At 63.8% G+C, this 17,179-nt stretch carries 12 protein-coding genes; 7 read left to right on the top strand and 5 right to left on the bottom strand.

The features are described from left to right. The first annotated feature begins 4 nt into the window (after positions 1–4). Entirely contained in the window at positions 5–325 is a 321-nt protein-coding gene (locus HD842_RS05240) for a DUF2288 domain-containing protein (RefSeq protein WP_183553634.1), read from the top strand. 20 nt (positions 326–345) lie between these two features. On the opposite strand, the gene HD842_RS05235 is transcribed toward HD842_RS05240, so the two are convergent. Then, entirely contained in the window at positions 346–1,314 is a 969-nt protein-coding gene (locus HD842_RS05235) for an IS1595 family transposase (RefSeq protein ID WP_183551859.1), read from the bottom strand. 133 nt (positions 1,315–1,447) lie between these two features. After that, positions 1,448–3,469 carry a bifunctional 2',3'-cyclic-nucleotide 2'-phosphodiesterase/3'-nucleotidase gene (locus tag HD842_RS05230; RefSeq protein ID WP_183551856.1) on the bottom strand — a complete coding sequence of 674 codons (2,022 nt, stop codon included), beginning with the start codon at positions 3,467–3,469 and terminating at the stop codon, positions 1,448–1,450. Positions 3,470–3,601: 132 nt separating this feature from the next. Between HD842_RS05230 and prfB the strand changes: the two genes are divergently transcribed. From prfB to lysS, 3 genes are all read left to right on the top strand, one after another. After that, positions 3,602–4,706, top strand: a protein-coding gene (gene prfB / locus HD842_RS05225) for a peptide chain release factor 2 (protein ID WP_183551853.1) whose coding sequence is annotated in 2 segments (ribosomal slippage) — positions 3,602–3,682 and positions 3,684–4,706 — 1,104 coding nt in all. Because the reading frame shifts where the segments join, the coding sequence is not laid out codon by codon here. A gap of 12 nt (positions 4,707–4,718) precedes the next feature. Next, positions 4,719–5,390 carry an HAD family hydrolase gene (locus HD842_RS05220; protein WP_183551850.1) on the top strand — a complete coding sequence of 224 codons (672 nt, stop codon included), beginning with the start codon at positions 4,719–4,721 and terminating at the stop codon, positions 5,388–5,390. 52 nt (positions 5,391–5,442) lie between these two features. Continuing rightward, the gene (lysS, locus tag HD842_RS05215) at positions 5,443–6,978 is read left to right on the top strand and encodes a lysine--tRNA ligase (protein WP_183551846.1); all 1,536 of its coding nucleotides are present in this window, start codon (positions 5,443–5,445) and stop codon (positions 6,976–6,978) included. 233 nt (positions 6,979–7,211) lie between these two features. On the opposite strand, the gene ppnN is transcribed toward lysS, so the two are convergent. Continuing rightward, positions 7,212–8,633: a nucleotide 5'-monophosphate nucleosidase PpnN gene (gene ppnN, locus HD842_RS05210; RefSeq protein ID WP_229424601.1), complete on the bottom strand. Its 1,422-nt coding sequence runs from the start codon at positions 8,631–8,633 to the stop codon at positions 7,212–7,214. 260 nt (positions 8,634–8,893) lie between these two features. Between ppnN and HD842_RS05205 the strand changes: the two genes are divergently transcribed. Then, positions 8,894–10,399 carry a peptide MFS transporter gene (locus HD842_RS05205; RefSeq protein WP_183551843.1) on the top strand — a complete coding sequence of 502 codons (1,506 nt, stop codon included), beginning with the start codon at positions 8,894–8,896 and terminating at the stop codon, positions 10,397–10,399. A 116-nt stretch (positions 10,400–10,515) separates the two neighbouring features. On the opposite strand, the gene HD842_RS05200 is transcribed toward HD842_RS05205, so the two are convergent. Next, on the bottom strand, positions 10,516–12,768 hold the full coding sequence (locus tag HD842_RS05200) for an OPT family oligopeptide transporter (protein WP_183551840.1): 2,253 nt from the start codon (positions 12,766–12,768) through the stop codon (positions 10,516–10,518). A 205-nt stretch (positions 12,769–12,973) separates the two neighbouring features. On the opposite strand from HD842_RS05200, the gene HD842_RS05195 reads away from it, so the two are divergent. Together HD842_RS05195 and HD842_RS05190 are read left to right on the top strand one after the other, a co-directional pair. Further along, a complete protein-coding gene (locus HD842_RS05195) occupies positions 12,974–15,427 on the top strand; it encodes a penicillin-binding protein 1A (protein ID WP_183553630.1) in 2,454 nt (817 codons plus the stop codon). 96 nt (positions 15,428–15,523) lie between these two features. After that, positions 15,524–15,883, top strand: coding sequence for a DUF1428 domain-containing protein (locus tag HD842_RS05190; protein WP_183551837.1), 360 nt, complete (start codon positions 15,524–15,526; stop codon positions 15,881–15,883). 22 nt (positions 15,884–15,905) lie between these two features. Here the strand turns inward: HD842_RS05190 and HD842_RS05185 are convergent, their stop codons facing one another. Next, the gene (locus HD842_RS05185) at positions 15,906–17,135 is read right to left on the bottom strand and encodes an AMP-binding protein (protein WP_183551834.1); all 1,230 of its coding nucleotides are present in this window, start codon (positions 17,133–17,135) and stop codon (positions 15,906–15,908) included. Positions 17,136–17,179 lie beyond the last annotated feature (44 nt).

Genomic DNA, 17,179 nt, shown 5'->3' with positions numbered 1-17,179 from the left:
GCACATGAAGACCAAACCCGAGAACGACACCGAACTGCACGACAAGATCAACCGCGAGACCGGCCGCGTCGCATGGAGCGAGCTGCAACGCCACTTCGCCAGCGGCAGCGTGGTGTGGGTCTCCAGCACGCTCGACCTGATCGATGTGGCGCTGCGCATTGCGCACGACGACCGTGACAGCATCACGCGCTGGATGGGCGACGGCCAGGTGGCGAAGGTCAGCGATGAGCAGGCACAAGCCTGGCTGGCGACGGATGCGATGCTGTGGGCGTCGGTCGTGAGCCCGTTCGTGCTGGTGCAGGACGAGAAAAAGCCGGTGCACTAAAAAAAAAGGCTCAGTCAGCATTATCTGTTGATGACGCTGATAGCAATGCGGAGCAATTGTTCTGGCGAAATGATCCGCTGGCCATCCAGTGCCCAGCGCCAGCCCAGGTAATTGGGCAGGTAGCGCGACGCCACGCCACGAAAGCCCTGTAGCCAGGCCTTGAAACGCTGATGGTAGGCATTCACGTTCTGCACATGGATGGCAAGGTTGCCCAGCCGCCTGGCTCGCACACCGGCGCGCACATTGACCGCCTTGTGCGCAATCCTGTGCTTGCGTGCAAAGGCGCGGTAAGCGGGATGGCCGTCACTGACCAGCAAGGCCTGCCTGTCGAGCCTGGGTAGTAAGTCACGCTCGAGTTGCGCTGTCTTGAGCGCACCGCGGCCAGTGACGGCGTCGATGGTGCGCCCTTCGCGGTCGCGCGCGACCAGGATGCAGTCCAGTTCACCGGAAATGCCCCGTTTGGCAGCGCGCCCGCCGCGGTGGCGCGGCGGACGATTGAGCGTGCGCGAACCTTTTTGTGATTCGAGAAGAAATGTTTCGTCAGCCTCGACGATGCCATTCAGGAGCGCGGGTCGGTCGAGCTTGACCCAATGCAGGAAGCGGTGGCGCCAGCGAAAGGCGGTGTTGCGGTGCACGCCGACCCGATCTGCGGCCTTGCGCACGGGCAGTGAATCGAGCAGCACCTGCGAATACGCCAGCCATTTGGCTTTGTGCCTGAGCCGCGCCAGCGGCGTGCCGGTGAGGTCGTTAAAGGTGCGGCCGCAGGAACAGCAACGGTAGCGCTGCAAATCGTTGGCGAAACCATGCCGGTAGCAGTGCTCATTGCCGCATCTGGGGCAGCAGCGGTCTGGCGCTCTGACCTCAGTAAGGAGCGCAACCACCTGATCGAGCCCGGCTGCAGGATGCAGTGCATCGAGCACTTGCCGACGCTGCGGCTGGTTCAACGAAGGCAGTTTTGCGAACCAGCCCTTGAAACGTGGCGCTTTCATGATCGATTCCTGACGCTGGGGACAGGAGTTGGACCACTGGACTGCTCGTCAGTTCAAAGCTAGTCTCTATTTAACGTTGACTGCGCCAAAAAAATGCCGGCCCCAGGGCCGGCATTCATCGCAATCAAATCGCTTACTTCGACAGATCGACCGCGTACAGCGCCGTCCCCTTGCCGCTGCCATCATCGGCCTTCACCTGGCTGACATTGCCCAGCCCCGCTTCGCGTGCCAGCCCTTCCAGGCCTGGCGCCGAATGGAATACCACCTGTCCCTTCGTCTCGACCCGTGCAAACCGCCAGCTGCGCGCCGCGCCATGCGATGCGCGCGTCAGTTCTTTCGCTCCGCGGATGTGCGCGATCAGGATGTCGCGGTTGTTGTCCGGCGACGCGATGACGACATTGCTACCATCGAGCCCCGGGAAGCCGCCACCGCCACTGGCGCGGTAGTTGTTCGTCGCCACCAGGAATGCTTGCGTCGGCGCGACCGGCTTGCCCAGATACGTCAGGTTCACGATGCGCTCGCCCGGCTTTTTGGTCACGTCGATCTCGTAGCTGACATCCTTCGACGTGATTGTGTCGAAGTTAAAGCTCGGAAAGCGCGTGTTGACCAGTTCCTGCGGCGCGCTCACCGCCGGGTCGATCGTGTTAAAGCGCTGCGCCGCCGTCTCCAGCCACGCCTTCAGCCCTGCGCCATCGACCTTGACCGCATACAGCGAGTTTGGGAACAGGTACAGGTCGGCCGCGTTGTTCAGTGCCAGGTCGCCAGCGGGCACGTCGGTATAATCCGTCACGCTCGGAAAGCCCGCCTTGAACGGCGCCGACACCGACAGCACCGGCAAACTGGCGTACTGCGGCAGGTTGGTCTTGACGTAGTTGCCCACGTACTCGGCCTGCGCGCGGTTGACGACTTCGAGCGCCGACGGATCGCCCACGTCCGCGAAATAACTCGTCATGCGAAACGCCGAGCGGCCCACGGGCGTTTTCACATAGGCGATCGTCGCTTCATGCTCGGCGCGCACCAGCGCGGCTACCTCGGCGTCCGGTTCGACGAACGTCTTGGGCCCCGTTTGCGTGGCGCGCGCCTGCACGACGGTCTTGTCCTTGTCGACCGACCAGGTCTTGCCGTCGTAGGCAAGGTGCAACTGGACCACGCCCAGGTGCTTGCCCCACTGGCTCGGCATCACGGTCGGCACGCCGTGCACCAGTCCGCGCGCTTTGTCCACGCCCGGCAGATTGAATTGCGGGACCGTGCTCTCTGCATTCGGGAACAGCTGGTGCGCGTGCCCCATCAGCATGACGTCGATGCCCGGCACCTTCGCCAGGTGCCAGTTGGCGCTTTCCATGGCCGGTGAGTACGGGGCGTCATCCAGGCCGCCGTGCGACAGGGCCACGATCAGCTGCGCGCCCTTCTTGCGCATCTCTGGGATGTATTTTTCGGCCGTCTCGCGCACGCCGGCGGTGGCCACTCGGCCTTCCAGCCAGCGCTTGTCCCACGCCATGATGTCCGGCGGCGTGAAGCCGATGATGCCGACCTTCACCAGCGTCTCGACCGGCTTGCCGTCAGGGCCGCGGGCCATGATCTTCTTGTCGATGATCTGGTATGGCGCAAACAGCGGCGCCTTCGTTTGCAGGCTGTTCACGTTGGCCAGCACGATCGGGAACGCCGGACCGGCGCAGCGCGCGCCCTTGTCGACGCCCTTGACCTGGAACTGACTGCCCGTGATCCGGTTCAGGAACGGCAGGCCGTAGTTGAATTCGTGGTTACCGACCGTGCCGCCTTCGTAGCCCAGCGCATTCATGATCTTGTAGATGCCCAGCACCTCGTTGCAGGCAGGCGGCTTGACCAGCGCCTGGTAGTCGGCAAACGCCGTGCCCTGGATCGTGTCGCCATTGTCGAGCAACAGCGTGTTGGCGAATTCCTTGCGCGCGGCCTTGATCAGCGTGGCGGTGCGGTCGACGCCGATCGACGGCTCGGCGGCCAGCTTGTAATAGTCATAGCCGACGACGTTGGCGTGCAGGTCGGAGGTTTCCAGCACGGCCAGGACGGCTGTCGCGCCGGCGGGCGCTTTGGCCGCATAGGCGGGAGCATTGAGGAGCAACGGAGTGAAGGTGGCGACGAGCGCGGTGCTGATCTGGTGACGCAGGGAGCGGTTCATGGGGAATCCGGGTAACAAGACCGCGCGATGGTACCCCTTGCCCTGCGACTGGGCAAGCCATACCGCCGCAGCAGCATACTCCTCGGGTATAATCCCCGGTTCGATTCAACCCACATTGAGACTGCCGATATCATGGAAGCCGAACGCATCAACGCCATTTCCGCCCTGCTGAACGACCTGACGGGTCGTGAGGCCGAACTTCGGAGGTATCTTTGACTTCGATAAGAAGTCAGAGAAACTAGAACAGGTCAACCAGGAGCTGGAAGACCCGGCCATCTGGAACGACCAGAAGCGCGCCCAGGAAATGGGCAAAGAGAAGAAGGCGCTCGAGGGCGTCGTGCTGACGCTCGAGAAAGCCAAGGCCGATCTCGCCGACGCCCTGGACCTGTTCCAGATGGCGCGCGAGGAAGGCGACGAAGACACGATGGAAGCCGTCGCGGGCGACGTCGATGCGATCCAGAAGATCATCGAAGCGATGGAATTCCGCCGGATGTTTTCCAATCCGATGGACCACGCCAGCTGCTTCATCGACATCCAGGCCGGCGCCGGCGGCACCGAGGCGCAGGACTGGGCCTCGATGCTGCTGCGTCAATACCTGCGCTACTGCGAACGCAAGGGCTTCAAGGCCGAGATCCTCGAGCAGTCCGACGGTGAAGTCGCGGGCATCAAGACCGCCACCATCAAGGTCGACGGCGAATACGCGTACGGCCACCTGCGCACCGAAACGGGCGTGCACCGCCTCGTGCGCAAGTCGCCGTTCGACTCGGCCAACGGCCGCCACACGTCGTTCACGTCGCTGTTCGTGTATCCCGAAGTCGACGATTCGATCGAGATCGAAATCAATCCGGCCGACGTGCGCATCGATACCTACCGCGCATCCGGCGCCGGTGGTCAGCACATCAACAAGACCGACTCCGCAGTGCGCCTGACGCACGGCCCGTCGGGCATCGTGGTCCAGTGCCAGAACGACCGCTCGCAGCACCGCAACAAGGCCGAAGCCTGGGACATGCTGCGCGCCAAGCTGTACGAACTCGAACTGCGTAACCGCATGAGCGAGCAGCAGAAGCTCGAAGACTCCAAGACCGACGTCGGCTGGGGCCACCAGATCCGCTCGTACGTTCTGGACCAGTCGCGCATCAAGGATTTGCGTACCGGCTTTGAAACCGGCAACACGAAGAACGTCCTGGATGGCGACCTCGATGATTTTATCTCGGCGTCCCTGAAGCAAAACGTATAAGGCTTACCCCGCATGACGACACCCGCCCGCGCACTGATCTTCGACATGGATGGCACCATCGTCGACAATATGGACTTCCACACCCGTGCGTGGATCACGTTCTTTGCGCGGCGGGGCCAAACCATCGAGCCCGATGCGTTCTTTCGCGACACGGCCGGTCGTCAGGGCAAGGAAATCCTGCGCCACTATCTGGGCGCAGAGCTGGACGACGACACACTGGCCACGCTGAACCACGAAAAGGAAGTGCTGTACCGCGAGCTGTATGGCCCGCACCGGCGCACGATCGACGGCTTCGATGCCTTCATCGACCGCGCGCGCGAACAGGGCTGGGCCCTGGCGGTGGCCACGTCGGCCTCGCCAGGCAGCGCCCGTTTCATCCTCGACGAGATGGACCTGCAGCGCAAGTTCGATGCCGTCGTCGTCGGTACCGTGGACGTCCCGCGCGGCAAACCGCATCCGGACGTGTTCCTCAAGGCTGCCGACCGCTGCAGCGTACTGCCGGCGCACTGCATCGTGTTCGAAGATGCGCCGCTGGGCGTGGAAGCGGCGCGCCGCGCCGGCATGCGCGCCGTGGTGCTGACCACCACGCTGCCGGCCGAAGCGTTTGCCGAATTCGACAACGTCATCGCGATCGTCAACGACTTCATGCAGCTGGACGTTGAAGCGCTGCTGTCGCTGTCTTAATTACTGCGCGCCGTACCGGCGGCATGCTCAACCAATATCAACAACCACCACTATGACCACCGAGAACCAAGAACAGGCACCGTTGCAAGGCGCCGACGAAAACAAGATCATGGCCGAGCGCCGCGTCAAGCTGGCGGCGATCCGCGAAAAAGGCGTCGCATTCCCGAACGACTTCGTCCCGCAGCACAAGGCGGCCGACCTGGTCCAGGCGTACGGCGAAAAAACGCGCGAAGAACTCGAAGCCGAGCCGATTCCGGTGGTGCTGGCCGGTCGCATGATGCTGCGCCGCGAAGCGGGCAAGAAAGCGGCGTTCGCGACACTGCAGGACAGCTCGGGCCCGTCGGCCAGCGGCCGTATCCAGATCTACATCACGCTCGACAGCGCCGGCGAAGCCGCGATGGACGAGTTGCGCAGCTACGACCTGGGCGACATCCTGGGCGTCGAAGGCACGCTGTTCAAGACCAAGGTCGACGAACTCACGGTCAAGGTCAGCCAGCTGCGCCTGATCACCAAGGCGATCCGCCCGCTGCCGGACAAGTTCCACGGCCTGGCCGACCAGGAAACCAAGTACCGCCAGCGTTACGTCGACCTGATCATGAACGAAGACACGCGCCGCACGTTCAAGGCGCGCACCGCCGCGATGTCGTCGATGCGCCGCTTCATGGAAGACAACGGCTTCATGGAAGTCGAAACGCCGATGCTGCACCCGATCCCGGGCGGCGCCGCGGCCAAGCCGTTCGTCACGCACCACAATGCGCTGGACATGGAAATGTACCTGCGTATCGCACCGGAGCTGTACCTCAAGCGCCTGGTGGTCGGCGGGTTCGATCGCGTGTTCGAAGTGAACCGCAACTTCCGCAACGAAGGCGTCTCGGTCCGTCACAACCCTGAATTCACAATGATGGAATTCTATGCGGCGTACACCGACTACAAATGGATCATGAACTTCACCGAACAGGTGATTCGCCAGGCTGCGGTCGACGCACATGGCAGCGCCGTGCTGTCGTACGGTGGCCGTGAGCTGGACCTGTCCAAGCCATTCCAGCGCCTGACGATCATCGAAGCGATCGACAAGTACGCGCCGGGCTACACGCCCGAGCAACTGAACGACGCCGAGTTCATCAAGACCGAACTGAAGAAGTTTGGCGTCAAGCCATTTGCCACCGCCGGCCTGGGCGCGCTGCAACTGGCCCTGTTCGAAGAAACCGCCGAAGCGCAGCTGTGGGAGCCGACCTTCATCGTCGACTACCCGGCCGAAGTCTCGCCACTGGCGCGCGCATCGGACACCCGTGCCGGCGTGACCGAGCGTTTTGAATTGTTCATGGTCGGCCGCGAGATCGCCAACGGCTTCTCGGAGCTGAACGATCCGGAAGACCAGGCAGCGCGCTTCCTGGCGCAGGTCGAAGCCAAGGATGCGGGCGATGAAGAGGCGATGTTCTACGACGCCGACTACATCCGCGCGCTCGAATACGGCATGCCGCCGGCAGGTGGTTGCGGCATCGGCATAGACCGCCTGATGATGCTGATCACCGATTCGCCGAACATCCGCGACGTGCTGCTGTTCCCGCACCTGCGCAAGGAAGACTGAGTGTCGGGGCGTTGACGCCCGCATGAAAAAGGCCGCCTTCGGGCGGCCTTTTTTATTGTCCGCCGTGACCAGCGAACACTACCTGGCGCCTTGCACACGTCATTCCCGCGAAGGCGGGAATCCAAGGATGCCTGTTTGGCCGCTAACAGTGAGCATGGTGGCGGCGCGACGCACTTGGGTTCCCGCCTTCGCGGGAACGACGTGCAAGGTTGCGCGGGCCGGTGGGATCAGGTCTATTGCACGATCGTGTAGCAAGGCGTGTACGCCTTGCCCGGCAACTTCATGCGGCTTTGTTCGACGAACGACGCCAGCAGCGCATCCATCGGCCCCATGATCGCGGCCTCGCCGTGGATCTCATACTTGCCGAATTGCTCGATCGCGCGAATGCCCTCTTCCTTCACGTTCCCGGCCACGACGCCCGAAAACGCCCGGCGCAAGTTTGCTGCCAGCAGGTGCGTCGGGATGCCCCGGTGCAGGTCGAGGTTGCGCATGTTCTCGTGCGTCGGGCGGAACGGCTTCTGGAATTCGTGGTCGATCTTCAGGCGCCAGTTGTAATAGTAGGCATCGCTGTGCGCCTTGCGGAAGGCCCGCACTTCGCTGATGCCCTTGACCATTGCCACTGCCACCGCATCCGGATCGTCGATGATGATCTGGTAGCGCTTCTGCGCCGCCTCGCCCAGTGTCAGCGCCAGGAAGGCGTCGATCTGCGTGAAGTAATCGCGCGATGATGCCGGGCCGGTGAAGATCAACGGGAACGGGATCTCGGCATTATCGGGATGCAGCAGGATACCGAGGATGTACAGGATTTCCTCGGCCGTGCCCGCGCCGCCCGGGAACACGACGATACCGTGCCCGGTGCGCACGAAGGCCTCGAGACGCTTTTCGATGTCCGGCATGATCACCAGGTCGTTGACGATCGGGTTCGGCGACTCGGCCGCGATGATGCCCGGCTCCGAGATGCCGAGATACCGCCCGCCCGACAGGCGCTGCTTCGAGTGGCCAATCGTGGCGCCCTTCATCGGCCCCTTCATCGCGCCCGGGCCGCAGCCGGTGCAGATATCGAGTTCGCGCAGGCCCAGCGCGTAGCCGACCTTCTTCGTGTAGTTGTACTCGATGCGCGAGATCGAGTGACCGCCCCAGCACACGACCAGGTTCGGATTGCGCTGCGCCTGCAGCACATTGGCGTTGCGCAGGATATGAAATACCGCGTCGGTGATGCCGTCAGTGCGGGTCAGGTCGAACTTCGGGTTGTCGGTGACGTCGAAATTGACAAACACGATGTCGCGCAGTACGGCGAACAGGTGCTCGTGAATCCCGCGAATCATCTTGCCATCGACGAACGCGCTGGCCGGCGCGCCGCGGATATCGAGCTTGATGCCGCGCTCGCGCTGAAGGATGCTGATGTCGAAGCTCGCGTACCGCTCGAGCAGTTCCTTGCCGTCGTCGATGTCGCTGCCGCTGTTGAGTACTGCAAGCGCACATTTGCGAAACACGTCGTACAGGCCGGTGCGGCCGGTGTCGAGCAGCTTGCTGACTTCGGATTTGGACAGCACTTCGAGCTGGCCTTCCGGCGAAATCAGCGTGTCGACGACTTGCCGGCTTTCAGGGGACAGCTCGGTATCTACTACGGGTAATTCACTTGCTGCTTGCGTCATGGTCTGATGTCCTCGTTCGATTCTGTGATGCGGACTGCCAATAATCTGACCGTCCTGTACAGCAATATACGCCAATCCGATGGCGCATGCGCGCCCCAAAACAGGGTGCAGTGCACCATGTTCGGGACCCGTTGGCGCACCGGCAAAAAAGCTTCGTATGATGCAGGATATGCACTAGAATGCGTGCCTATTGGAACGTTCGCCCGTCGAATAGCGCCATATAACAATTACCTTGTCATTACATTTTCGGGAGGAACCGCATGAGCGGTGCAGCTACTACCCCAGCTCGGGGACCTCTTCCAGAGTTCAAGCAGATCATGGGCCATCCAGCACCGCTGTGGATGCTGTTCATGACGGAATTCTGGGAGCGCTTCGCTTTCTATGGCATTCGTTGGGCACTCGTCCTCTACATCGTCGGCCAGTTCTATGCCGGCGACGCGGCAGGCCAGGCCAGTGCCAACCTCACCTACGGTTCCTACCTCGCGCTGGTGTATGCCGGCGCCGTCTTCGGCGGCTACGTGGCCGACCGCGTCATCGGTTATCAACGCTCGATTCTGGTCGGCGCCATCTTCATGGCGGCCGGCCTGTTCATGATTTCGATTCCGAACCAGGACGTGTTCAAGCTGGGTCTGGCGACCATCATCGTCGGTAACGGCATGTTCAAGCCAAACATCTCGGCCATGGTTGGCCAGCTGTACGCGCTGAACGACACCCGTCGCGATTCCGGCTTCACCATCTTCTACATGGGCATCAACGTCGGCGCATTCTTCGCACCGATCCTGACCCAGCTGCTGGCTGAAAAAGTGTTCGGCACCGCCGCCATGCCAGCGTACAAGATCGTGTTCCTGGCCTCGGGCATCGGCATGCTGATCTCGCTGGTCTGGTTCTTCATCGGCCGCAAGACGCTCCAGGGCATCGGCGCACCGGTCGGCGAACTGGCCAGCCCAAAGCGCCTGGCCGTCGTCATCGTCGGTTCGCTGATCGTGATCCCGATCGTCTACATGCTGCTGCAAGCCGGCGCTGCCAACCTGCAGATCCTGCTGACCGTATTGTTCATCGGCCTGGCTGCGATGCTGATCATCGAAGGTATCCGCGAAGGCAAAGTGGCCCGCGACAAGACCTGGGCGATGATGATCATCTTCTTCTTCAACGTCCTGTTCTGGTGCTTCTTCGAGCAGGCCGGCAGCTCGTTCACCTTCCTGGCCGATAACATCGTCGACCGCAACCTGAACGGCTGGACCTTCCCTGTCGCCTGGTTCCAGTCGGTGAACTCGGTGGCCATCATCGTCTTCGCACCGATCATCGCCGCCGTCTGGGTCTGGCTGGGCAAGCGCAACGCCAACCCATCGATTCCACGCAAGTTCGGCCTGGGCCTGATCTTCAACGGCATCGCGTTCGGCCTGCTGGTCTACGCCCTGTCGCAGCTGATCGACGGTAACGGCAAGATCCCGTTCTGGACGCTGTTCGCCGTGTACGTGATCCAGTCGGTCGGTGAGCTGTGCCTGTCGCCAATCGGCCTGTCGATGGTCACCAAGCTGGCCCCTACCCGCCTCGTCGGCCTGGGCATGGGCGGCTGGTTCCTGTCGACCGGTATCGGCAACAACCTGTCGGGCATCTTCGCCTCGCACGTCTCGGGTGAAACCGGCATGACGGTGGCATCGGCGCTCGACGGCTACAACTTTGGTCTGCTGTCGCTGCTGGGCGGCGGCATCCTGCTGGTGCTGCTGGCACCGGTGATCCAGAAGCTGATGCACGGCGTGAAGTAAGCGTCATTCGCACCAATAAAAAAACGGCGGCCTGCGGGCCGCCGTTTTTTGTTTCAACCACCTTGATGTGATGCGATGTTGGAATCTTGAACGCGTGGACGGGGGACCCGTCCACCCTACCGTACCGCCTTCTCACGCGCGACCCAGAACAGCAGCCCAACGATCACCGCATACGGCAGCATGCTCAGGACGTTCGCGCTGTCACCGGCGAAGAACGGGTTGTACGCTTCGGCCCAGCGCGCAGCCGCAGCGTCGAAGTCCGTCAGCACGCCCGCCGTGATTGCGATGATGATCCCGGCCAGTGCGCCGCCGGCGATATAGCCCGATGCCAGCAGCACGCCCGAGCTGCGGTCATTTGCGGCCTGGCGCTCTTCTTCGTTCAGGCCCAGGTTCTGCGGCAGCTTGTTGTTGCGGCGGTCTGCCAGCCAGCGCACCGTGCCGCCAATGGCGATCGGCAGCGTTGCCACCAGCGGCAGGTAGACGCCCACCGAAAACGCCAGCGACGCGATCCCCGCCATCTCCAGCACGATCGCGATCATCACCCCGAACAGCACCAGCGTCCATGGCAGCTCGCGGTCCAGGATGCCCTTGATGATGTACGACATCAGCACGGCTTTCGGCGCATCGTATTTTTTCACTTCGGTGCCATCGGGCCGCGTCTTGTGGTGGCCGTTGATGCCCGGGTCGACCAGGTACACGGCCTTGCCTGCGTTGTCGACGAAGTACTTGCCGGCCGGGCCGCCAACCGTGTCGGTCTTGTGCCAGACTTTATAGGTGTTCTTGTCCGTGTCGGCCTGCGGGCCATGCAGCGTGCCGGTGTCGGTCAACCGGGACGCATCGACCGTCAGGCCTGGCGCCACCTGCGCTGCCGGCACGTAGACGGTACCCGCGTCGTTCAGCTTGAGCAGCACCGGTCCCAGGATCAGCGCCGATGCAAACGCGCCGCACAGGATCGCGTATTGCTGCATGCGCGGTGTGGAGCCGACCAGGTAGCCGGTCTTCAGATCCTGCGACGTGGTGCCGGCATTGCTGGCGGCGATGCAGACGATCGCGCCGACCGACAGCGCCGTCACGTAATACTGGCCGCCCGTCCAGCCCATCAGCAGGAAGATCAGGCAGGTAAACAGCAGCGTGGCCACGGCCATCCCGGAGATCGGATTGGACGACGACCCGATCTCGCCCACCAGCCGCGACGACACGGTCGCGAACAGAAAGCCGAAGACCAAGATCAGCACCGCGCCGAGCACGTTCATGTGCAGCGGCGCGGCCAGCGAAATGACGGCGACGATCGCGAGGCACCCGATGACGACCCACTTCATCGGGATGTCGCGGTCGGTGCGCAAGGAGGTATCAACTACGGCGTCGCGACTGTTCTTCATGCCGGCCAGGCCGCCGCGCAAGCCATTCCAGATTGTCGGCAGCGAGCGCGCCAGCGAGATCAGGCCGCCCGTGGCGACTGCGCCGGCACCGATGTAGAGGATGTAGGCGCTGCGGATATCGTCGCCCGTCATGTCGCGGATCGGGATAGTGCCGGGCGAGAGCGGCGTGCTGGCCAGCTCGCCGAAGAATTTGATCATCGGGACCAGCATCAGCGACGCCAGCACGCCACCGGCCGCCATCGTGAACGCGATGCGCGGGCCGATGATGTAGCCCACGCCCACCAGCTCGGGCGAGATCTCGGCGCCGATGCTGCCCGTCTTGAGCGGCGCGCCGAACTCGAAGTTGACCGTATCGCGCCAGCCCTTGAACGACACGCTGAGCGTCTTGTACAGGATGCCGATGCCAAAGCCGCCAAAAATCAGCAGCGCGCGGCGCTTGGCGATGCGCACCGCGTCGCTGCCGGCGATGCGCACTTCGCCCGCAGCGTCGCGCGAGACGTCGGTCGCCGCGGCCTTGAGCACTTCGGCGCAGGCCGTGCCTTCCGGGTATTTCAGTTCGCGGTGCTGGTCGACGATCAGCGTGCGGCGCAGCGGGATCATCATCAGGATGCCGAGCAGGCCACCGAGCACGCCCACCAGCAGCACGCGCGAGATTTCCAGGTCGAAGCCCAGGATCAGGATCGCCGGCATGGTTACGCCCAGGCCGAAGGCCAGCGATTCGCCGGCCGAACCGGCTGTCTGCGCGATGCTGTTTTCGAGGATCGTCGATTCGCGTGCGCCCAGTTGCTTGGCCACGCCGAACAGCGTGATGGCGATGACCGCTACCGGGATCGAGGCGCTGACGGTCAGGCCAACCTTGAGCACCAGGTACAGCGACGACGCGCCGAAGATCATGCCGAGAATGACGCCCATGATCAGGGCGCGTGGCGTCATTTCTGCCAGTTGGGCATGGGCGGGAATATACGGTTTGAAGCTTGAATCGGGCGGCATGGTGTCCTTGTTGGCGGGCGTAGCTCGCCACTGCGGACGAACCGAAAGCAGGAATATCGCACATGCACGTACGGAAAGAAAGCGCGCGCCGAAAGCGGACTATAATCGCCCGATCCTGGCCCACCACGTGGCCTGCAGCAACTTTTACAGTGAGAGTTCGGCAGTGAAAGCGACCAACCAACAGTCCGGAAAAACCCTGCTGGGCATGAAGCGCGCGTACGCGTACGTGCTGATCTTTTTCGCTGCGCTGGTGCTGATTGCGGCCGGCCTGGCCATCGGCGTGTGGAGCGCGATCAGCCCCAAGGTGCCGGCGATCGACGCCGTCACCGACTACCGCCCCAAGATCCCGCTGCGCATCTACACGCAGGACAATGTGCTGATCGGCCAGTTCGGCGTCGAGCACCGCGACTTTGTCCCGATCGCGAAAATCCCGGCGATGATGAAAAGCGCGGTGCTGGCCATCGAGGACACGCGCTTCTATGAACACGGCGGCATCGACTTCATCCGCGCGATGGGCGCAGCCCGCGCCAACCTGCGCGGCGGGTTCCGCCAGGGCGCATCCACCATCACGATGCAGGTCGCCCGCAACTTCTTCCTCACCAACGAGAAGACCCTGTCGCGCAAGCTGACCGAAGTCGCCCTCGCCTACAAGATCGAAGGCTCGCTGACCAAGGACCAGATCCTCGAGCTGTACATGAACCAGATCTACCTGGGCCAGCGCTCATACGGTTTTTCAAGCGCAGCGCGCAGCTACTTCGGCAAGACGCTCGATCAGCTGTCGCTGGCCGAAACGGCGATGCTGGCCGGCCTGCCGCAGAATCCGGCGCGCACCAATCCGGTATCGAACCCGAAACGCGCTGCAGCGCGCCAGCACGCCATCCTCAAGCGCCTGCTCGAACTGGGCACGATCACCCAGGCGCAGTACACCGCGGCGCTGGCCGAACCGCTGCGCGTCAAACGCGACGCTGGCCAGAAATTCGATACGCCGGCCCAGTATGTCGCGGAGCTGGCGCGCCAGGCGGTCTACGAACAGTTCGGCGAAGAAGCCTACACGCGCGGCATCGTGGTCACGACGACGATCCGCGCGGCCGAGCAAAAGGCCGCGTATGAATCGGTGCGCCGCAACGTGCTGGCCTACGATGGCCGCCATGGCTACCGCGGCCCCGAGGCGCGCGTCGAGCTGCCATCTGACCCTGAACAGCGCGACGAGGCGATTGCCGATGCACTGCAGGCGCGCCGCTCCAGCGACGGCTTGCTGGCCGGCGTCGTGCTGGCGGCCAGCACGAGCCAGGTGCGGGTGACGCTGCTGTCCGGCGAAGACATCGTCATCAAGGGCGCCGGCCTGAAATTCGCCAGCCCCGGCTTGCAGCCTACGGCGCGCGAGTCGCTGCGGATCACACCGGGCGCGGTCATCCGCGTCAGCAAGGACAAGGCCGGTGACTGGGCCATCGTGCAGGTGCCCCAGGTCGAGGCGGCGTTCGTGGCGATCGACGCTGAGACTGGCGCCTACCACGCGCTGGTCGGCGGTTTCGACTACAACCTGCAAAAGTTCAACCACGTGACGCAGGCGTGGCGCCAGCCGGGATCGAGTATCAAGCCGTTCGTGTATTCGGCCGCCCTTGAAAAAGGCTATTCGCCCACGACCCGCATTCTCGATGCGCCGATCGAACTGCCCGGCGCCAGCGAGGACAATCCATGGCGCCCGCAAAACGACGACGGCGTGTTCGATGGCGAAGTCACGCTGCGCCAGGCGCTCGTCAAGTCCAAGAACGTCCCGACCGTGCGCGTGCTGCGTGCGGTGTCGGTCGATTTCGCGCACCAGTACCTTGAGCACTTCGGCTTCGACCTGGCGCGCCATCCGCGCAACTACACGATGGCGCTGGGCACGGGCGCCGTCACGCCGCTGCAGCTGGCCGGCGCTTACTCGGTGTTTGCCAACGGCGGCTACCGCGTCAAGCCCTACCTGATCCAGCGCATTGTCGACGGCAATGGCAGCGTGATTGCTGAAGTGCCGCCATCCCAGGGCCCGCAGGAAGCCACCCGCGTCATCACGGCAAGAAATGCCTTCGTCGTCGACAGCATGCTGCGCGACGTGGCCCGTTTTGGCACTGCGGCCGGCTCGGCCAAGCAGCTTGGGCGCACCGACCTGGCCGGCAAGACCGGCACCACGAATGATGCGATCGATGGCTGGTTTGCCGGCTACGCGGGCAAGGTGGTGGCGGTATCGTGGATGGGCTACGATGAACCGCGCTCGCTGGGCGGCCGCGAATTCGGCTCGACGCTGGCGATGCCGATCTGGATCGACTACATGCGCGTGGCGCTGGCCAAGGTCCCGCCGCAGGAGCGCACGCCACCGGACGACCTGGTCAACGATGGCCGCGACTGGATCTATCCCGAATATGCCGATGCGGTCGAGACCCGCACCATCGACATCGCAGTCGCGCCGCCGGCGGCGCCGGTCGACGAGTTCCAGCAGCCGCTCGACGACGCACCGCTCGAGGGACCGTCGCCGCTCGAGGCCCTGCCCAATGTCGCGCCCCCAACGCCGCCGGCGCAGCCGCCGCAGCCGGCACCGCAAGCACCGCAAGCACCGCAGCCGCCAGCGCTGCCGCCGCAACAGCCCCCGCAAGCACCGGCACCCGACAACAGCCTGTGGTAGCCTGAGGTTCCCGACACCACCGTCGGGAACCTTGTGGGCCGTGTACTGGTGGGTCACAGACGCGCGCCGCGCATCCAACCGTCCAGGGAGATCCACATGGCATATGTCGATGGTTTTGTCCTTCCGCTTCCCACTTCCAGCATCGAAACTTACCGCGCCCAGGCCCAACTGGCCGGCGCCGTCTGGCGCGAGCATGGCGCGCTTGAATACCGTGAATGGATTGCTGACGACGTCTCGTCCGGCGAACACACGTCGTTCCCGCAGAGCGTACAACTCAAAGAGGGCGAAACGGTGATCCTCGCCTGGGCCGTCTATGAATCGCGGGCCCACCGCGATGCGGTCAATGAAAAAGTCATGAGCGATCCACGCCTGGCCGCCATGATGCAACCGGGCGGCGTGCCGTTCGACGTCAAGCGCATGTTCTTTGGCGGCTTCGAGACCTTCGTCGCGCTGTAGACGCGCGCACGCCGCGAGTTCCCTAGACTTCGCTGTCGATGATCCAGTCGGCCAGCTTGCCGCTCGTTCCACGCGGCAGGCGCGGCCCGAACGAATACGCTGCCGGGCATTCGGGCGCCGTCAGGCGCTCGCTCAGCCAGGTGTGCAAACTGGTCTGCAGACCGGCATCAAACGTCATGCCGTCACGCACCACCACGAAGGCCTTGAGCCGCTCGCCTTCATCAGGCCGCATACGGCGCACGCTGGCCTCCAGCACGGCCGGATGCAGCCGCAGCACATCGGCCACATAACCCGGAAACACATTGACGCCGCCGACCTGCACCGCCTGGTCGATGCGCCCATCCGGCTGGAAACGCCCGTCGTCACGCCACGCCAGCCGGTCCTGCAGCATGGCTGGCTGACGCGTCCCGTCAGGACACTGGCGCACCAGCCCATCGCCTTGGACATCGCGTGACCAATACGGGAACATCGTATAGCCGCCCTCGGGTTCGTCGCGCCAGCCGACGCCAGCGGTCTCGGAGCTGCCATACACCTGCACCAGCCGCGCCAATCCCGTGCCGAGCGCAGCACGGGCCACATCTAGCGGACACGGCGCCGTCGAGGTCACGCCGACGATGTCCGGCGCCAGCGGCCCGGCGGCCTGGCCGAACGCACGCCACAGATCGGGATGCCCGATGACGAGATCACCCGCCGTCAGCTGGACAGCCAGCGCCGTCGGCGCATGGCCGCGCAGGTCGCACACGGCGTCGATACCCAGACGGCGCGGCAGCAGGACGGTAAACAGGAAGCCATAGATATGGTGCGCCGGCACTAGGCTGACGATGCGCCGGCGGCCGGGCAGCAATTCGGCGAGCGCGTCGACTTCTTGCCACAACAAGGCCAGCCGATGCGTGCATGGCTTGGGCGCGCCGCTGCTGCCAGAGGTACGAAACGTCAGCGCGCTGCCGTGGGCATCCAGGCCGGCGCGCGCCGCATCCAGCCAGTCACCCAGACGCGTGTGCTTCAGCAGCGGCGCGTCGGCCGTCCCCTGCAGGTGCAACTGGGTTTCGAGCGCCGACGCCAGTCCCATCAGCTCGAGGGAATCGGCGCCCAGGTCCACGCGCAGATCGAGCGACGCCGGCCAGGGTTGCGCCAGCGTCTGCCTGCCAGGCCGCAGCGCCGCCAATTCAGCGCCCAGCAGGTCGGCAACCACGCGCTGCAAGCCCGTCCCGTCGCGCCACCAACGGGCCGCATCATCCGGTGTATATGTCATGAAATGTGAGAACATGAAGAGGAAGGCATGGTGACGTTGAAACA

Origin of the sequence: Massilia aurea, from assembly GCF_014200505.1 — a bacterium.
In the GTDB taxonomy this organism is placed as follows: domain Bacteria; phylum Pseudomonadota; class Gammaproteobacteria; order Burkholderiales; family Burkholderiaceae_D; genus Telluria; species Telluria aurea_B.
The sequence above is the reverse complement of the archived record's forward strand: the minus strand, read 5'-3'. Positions and strand labels throughout refer to the sequence as shown.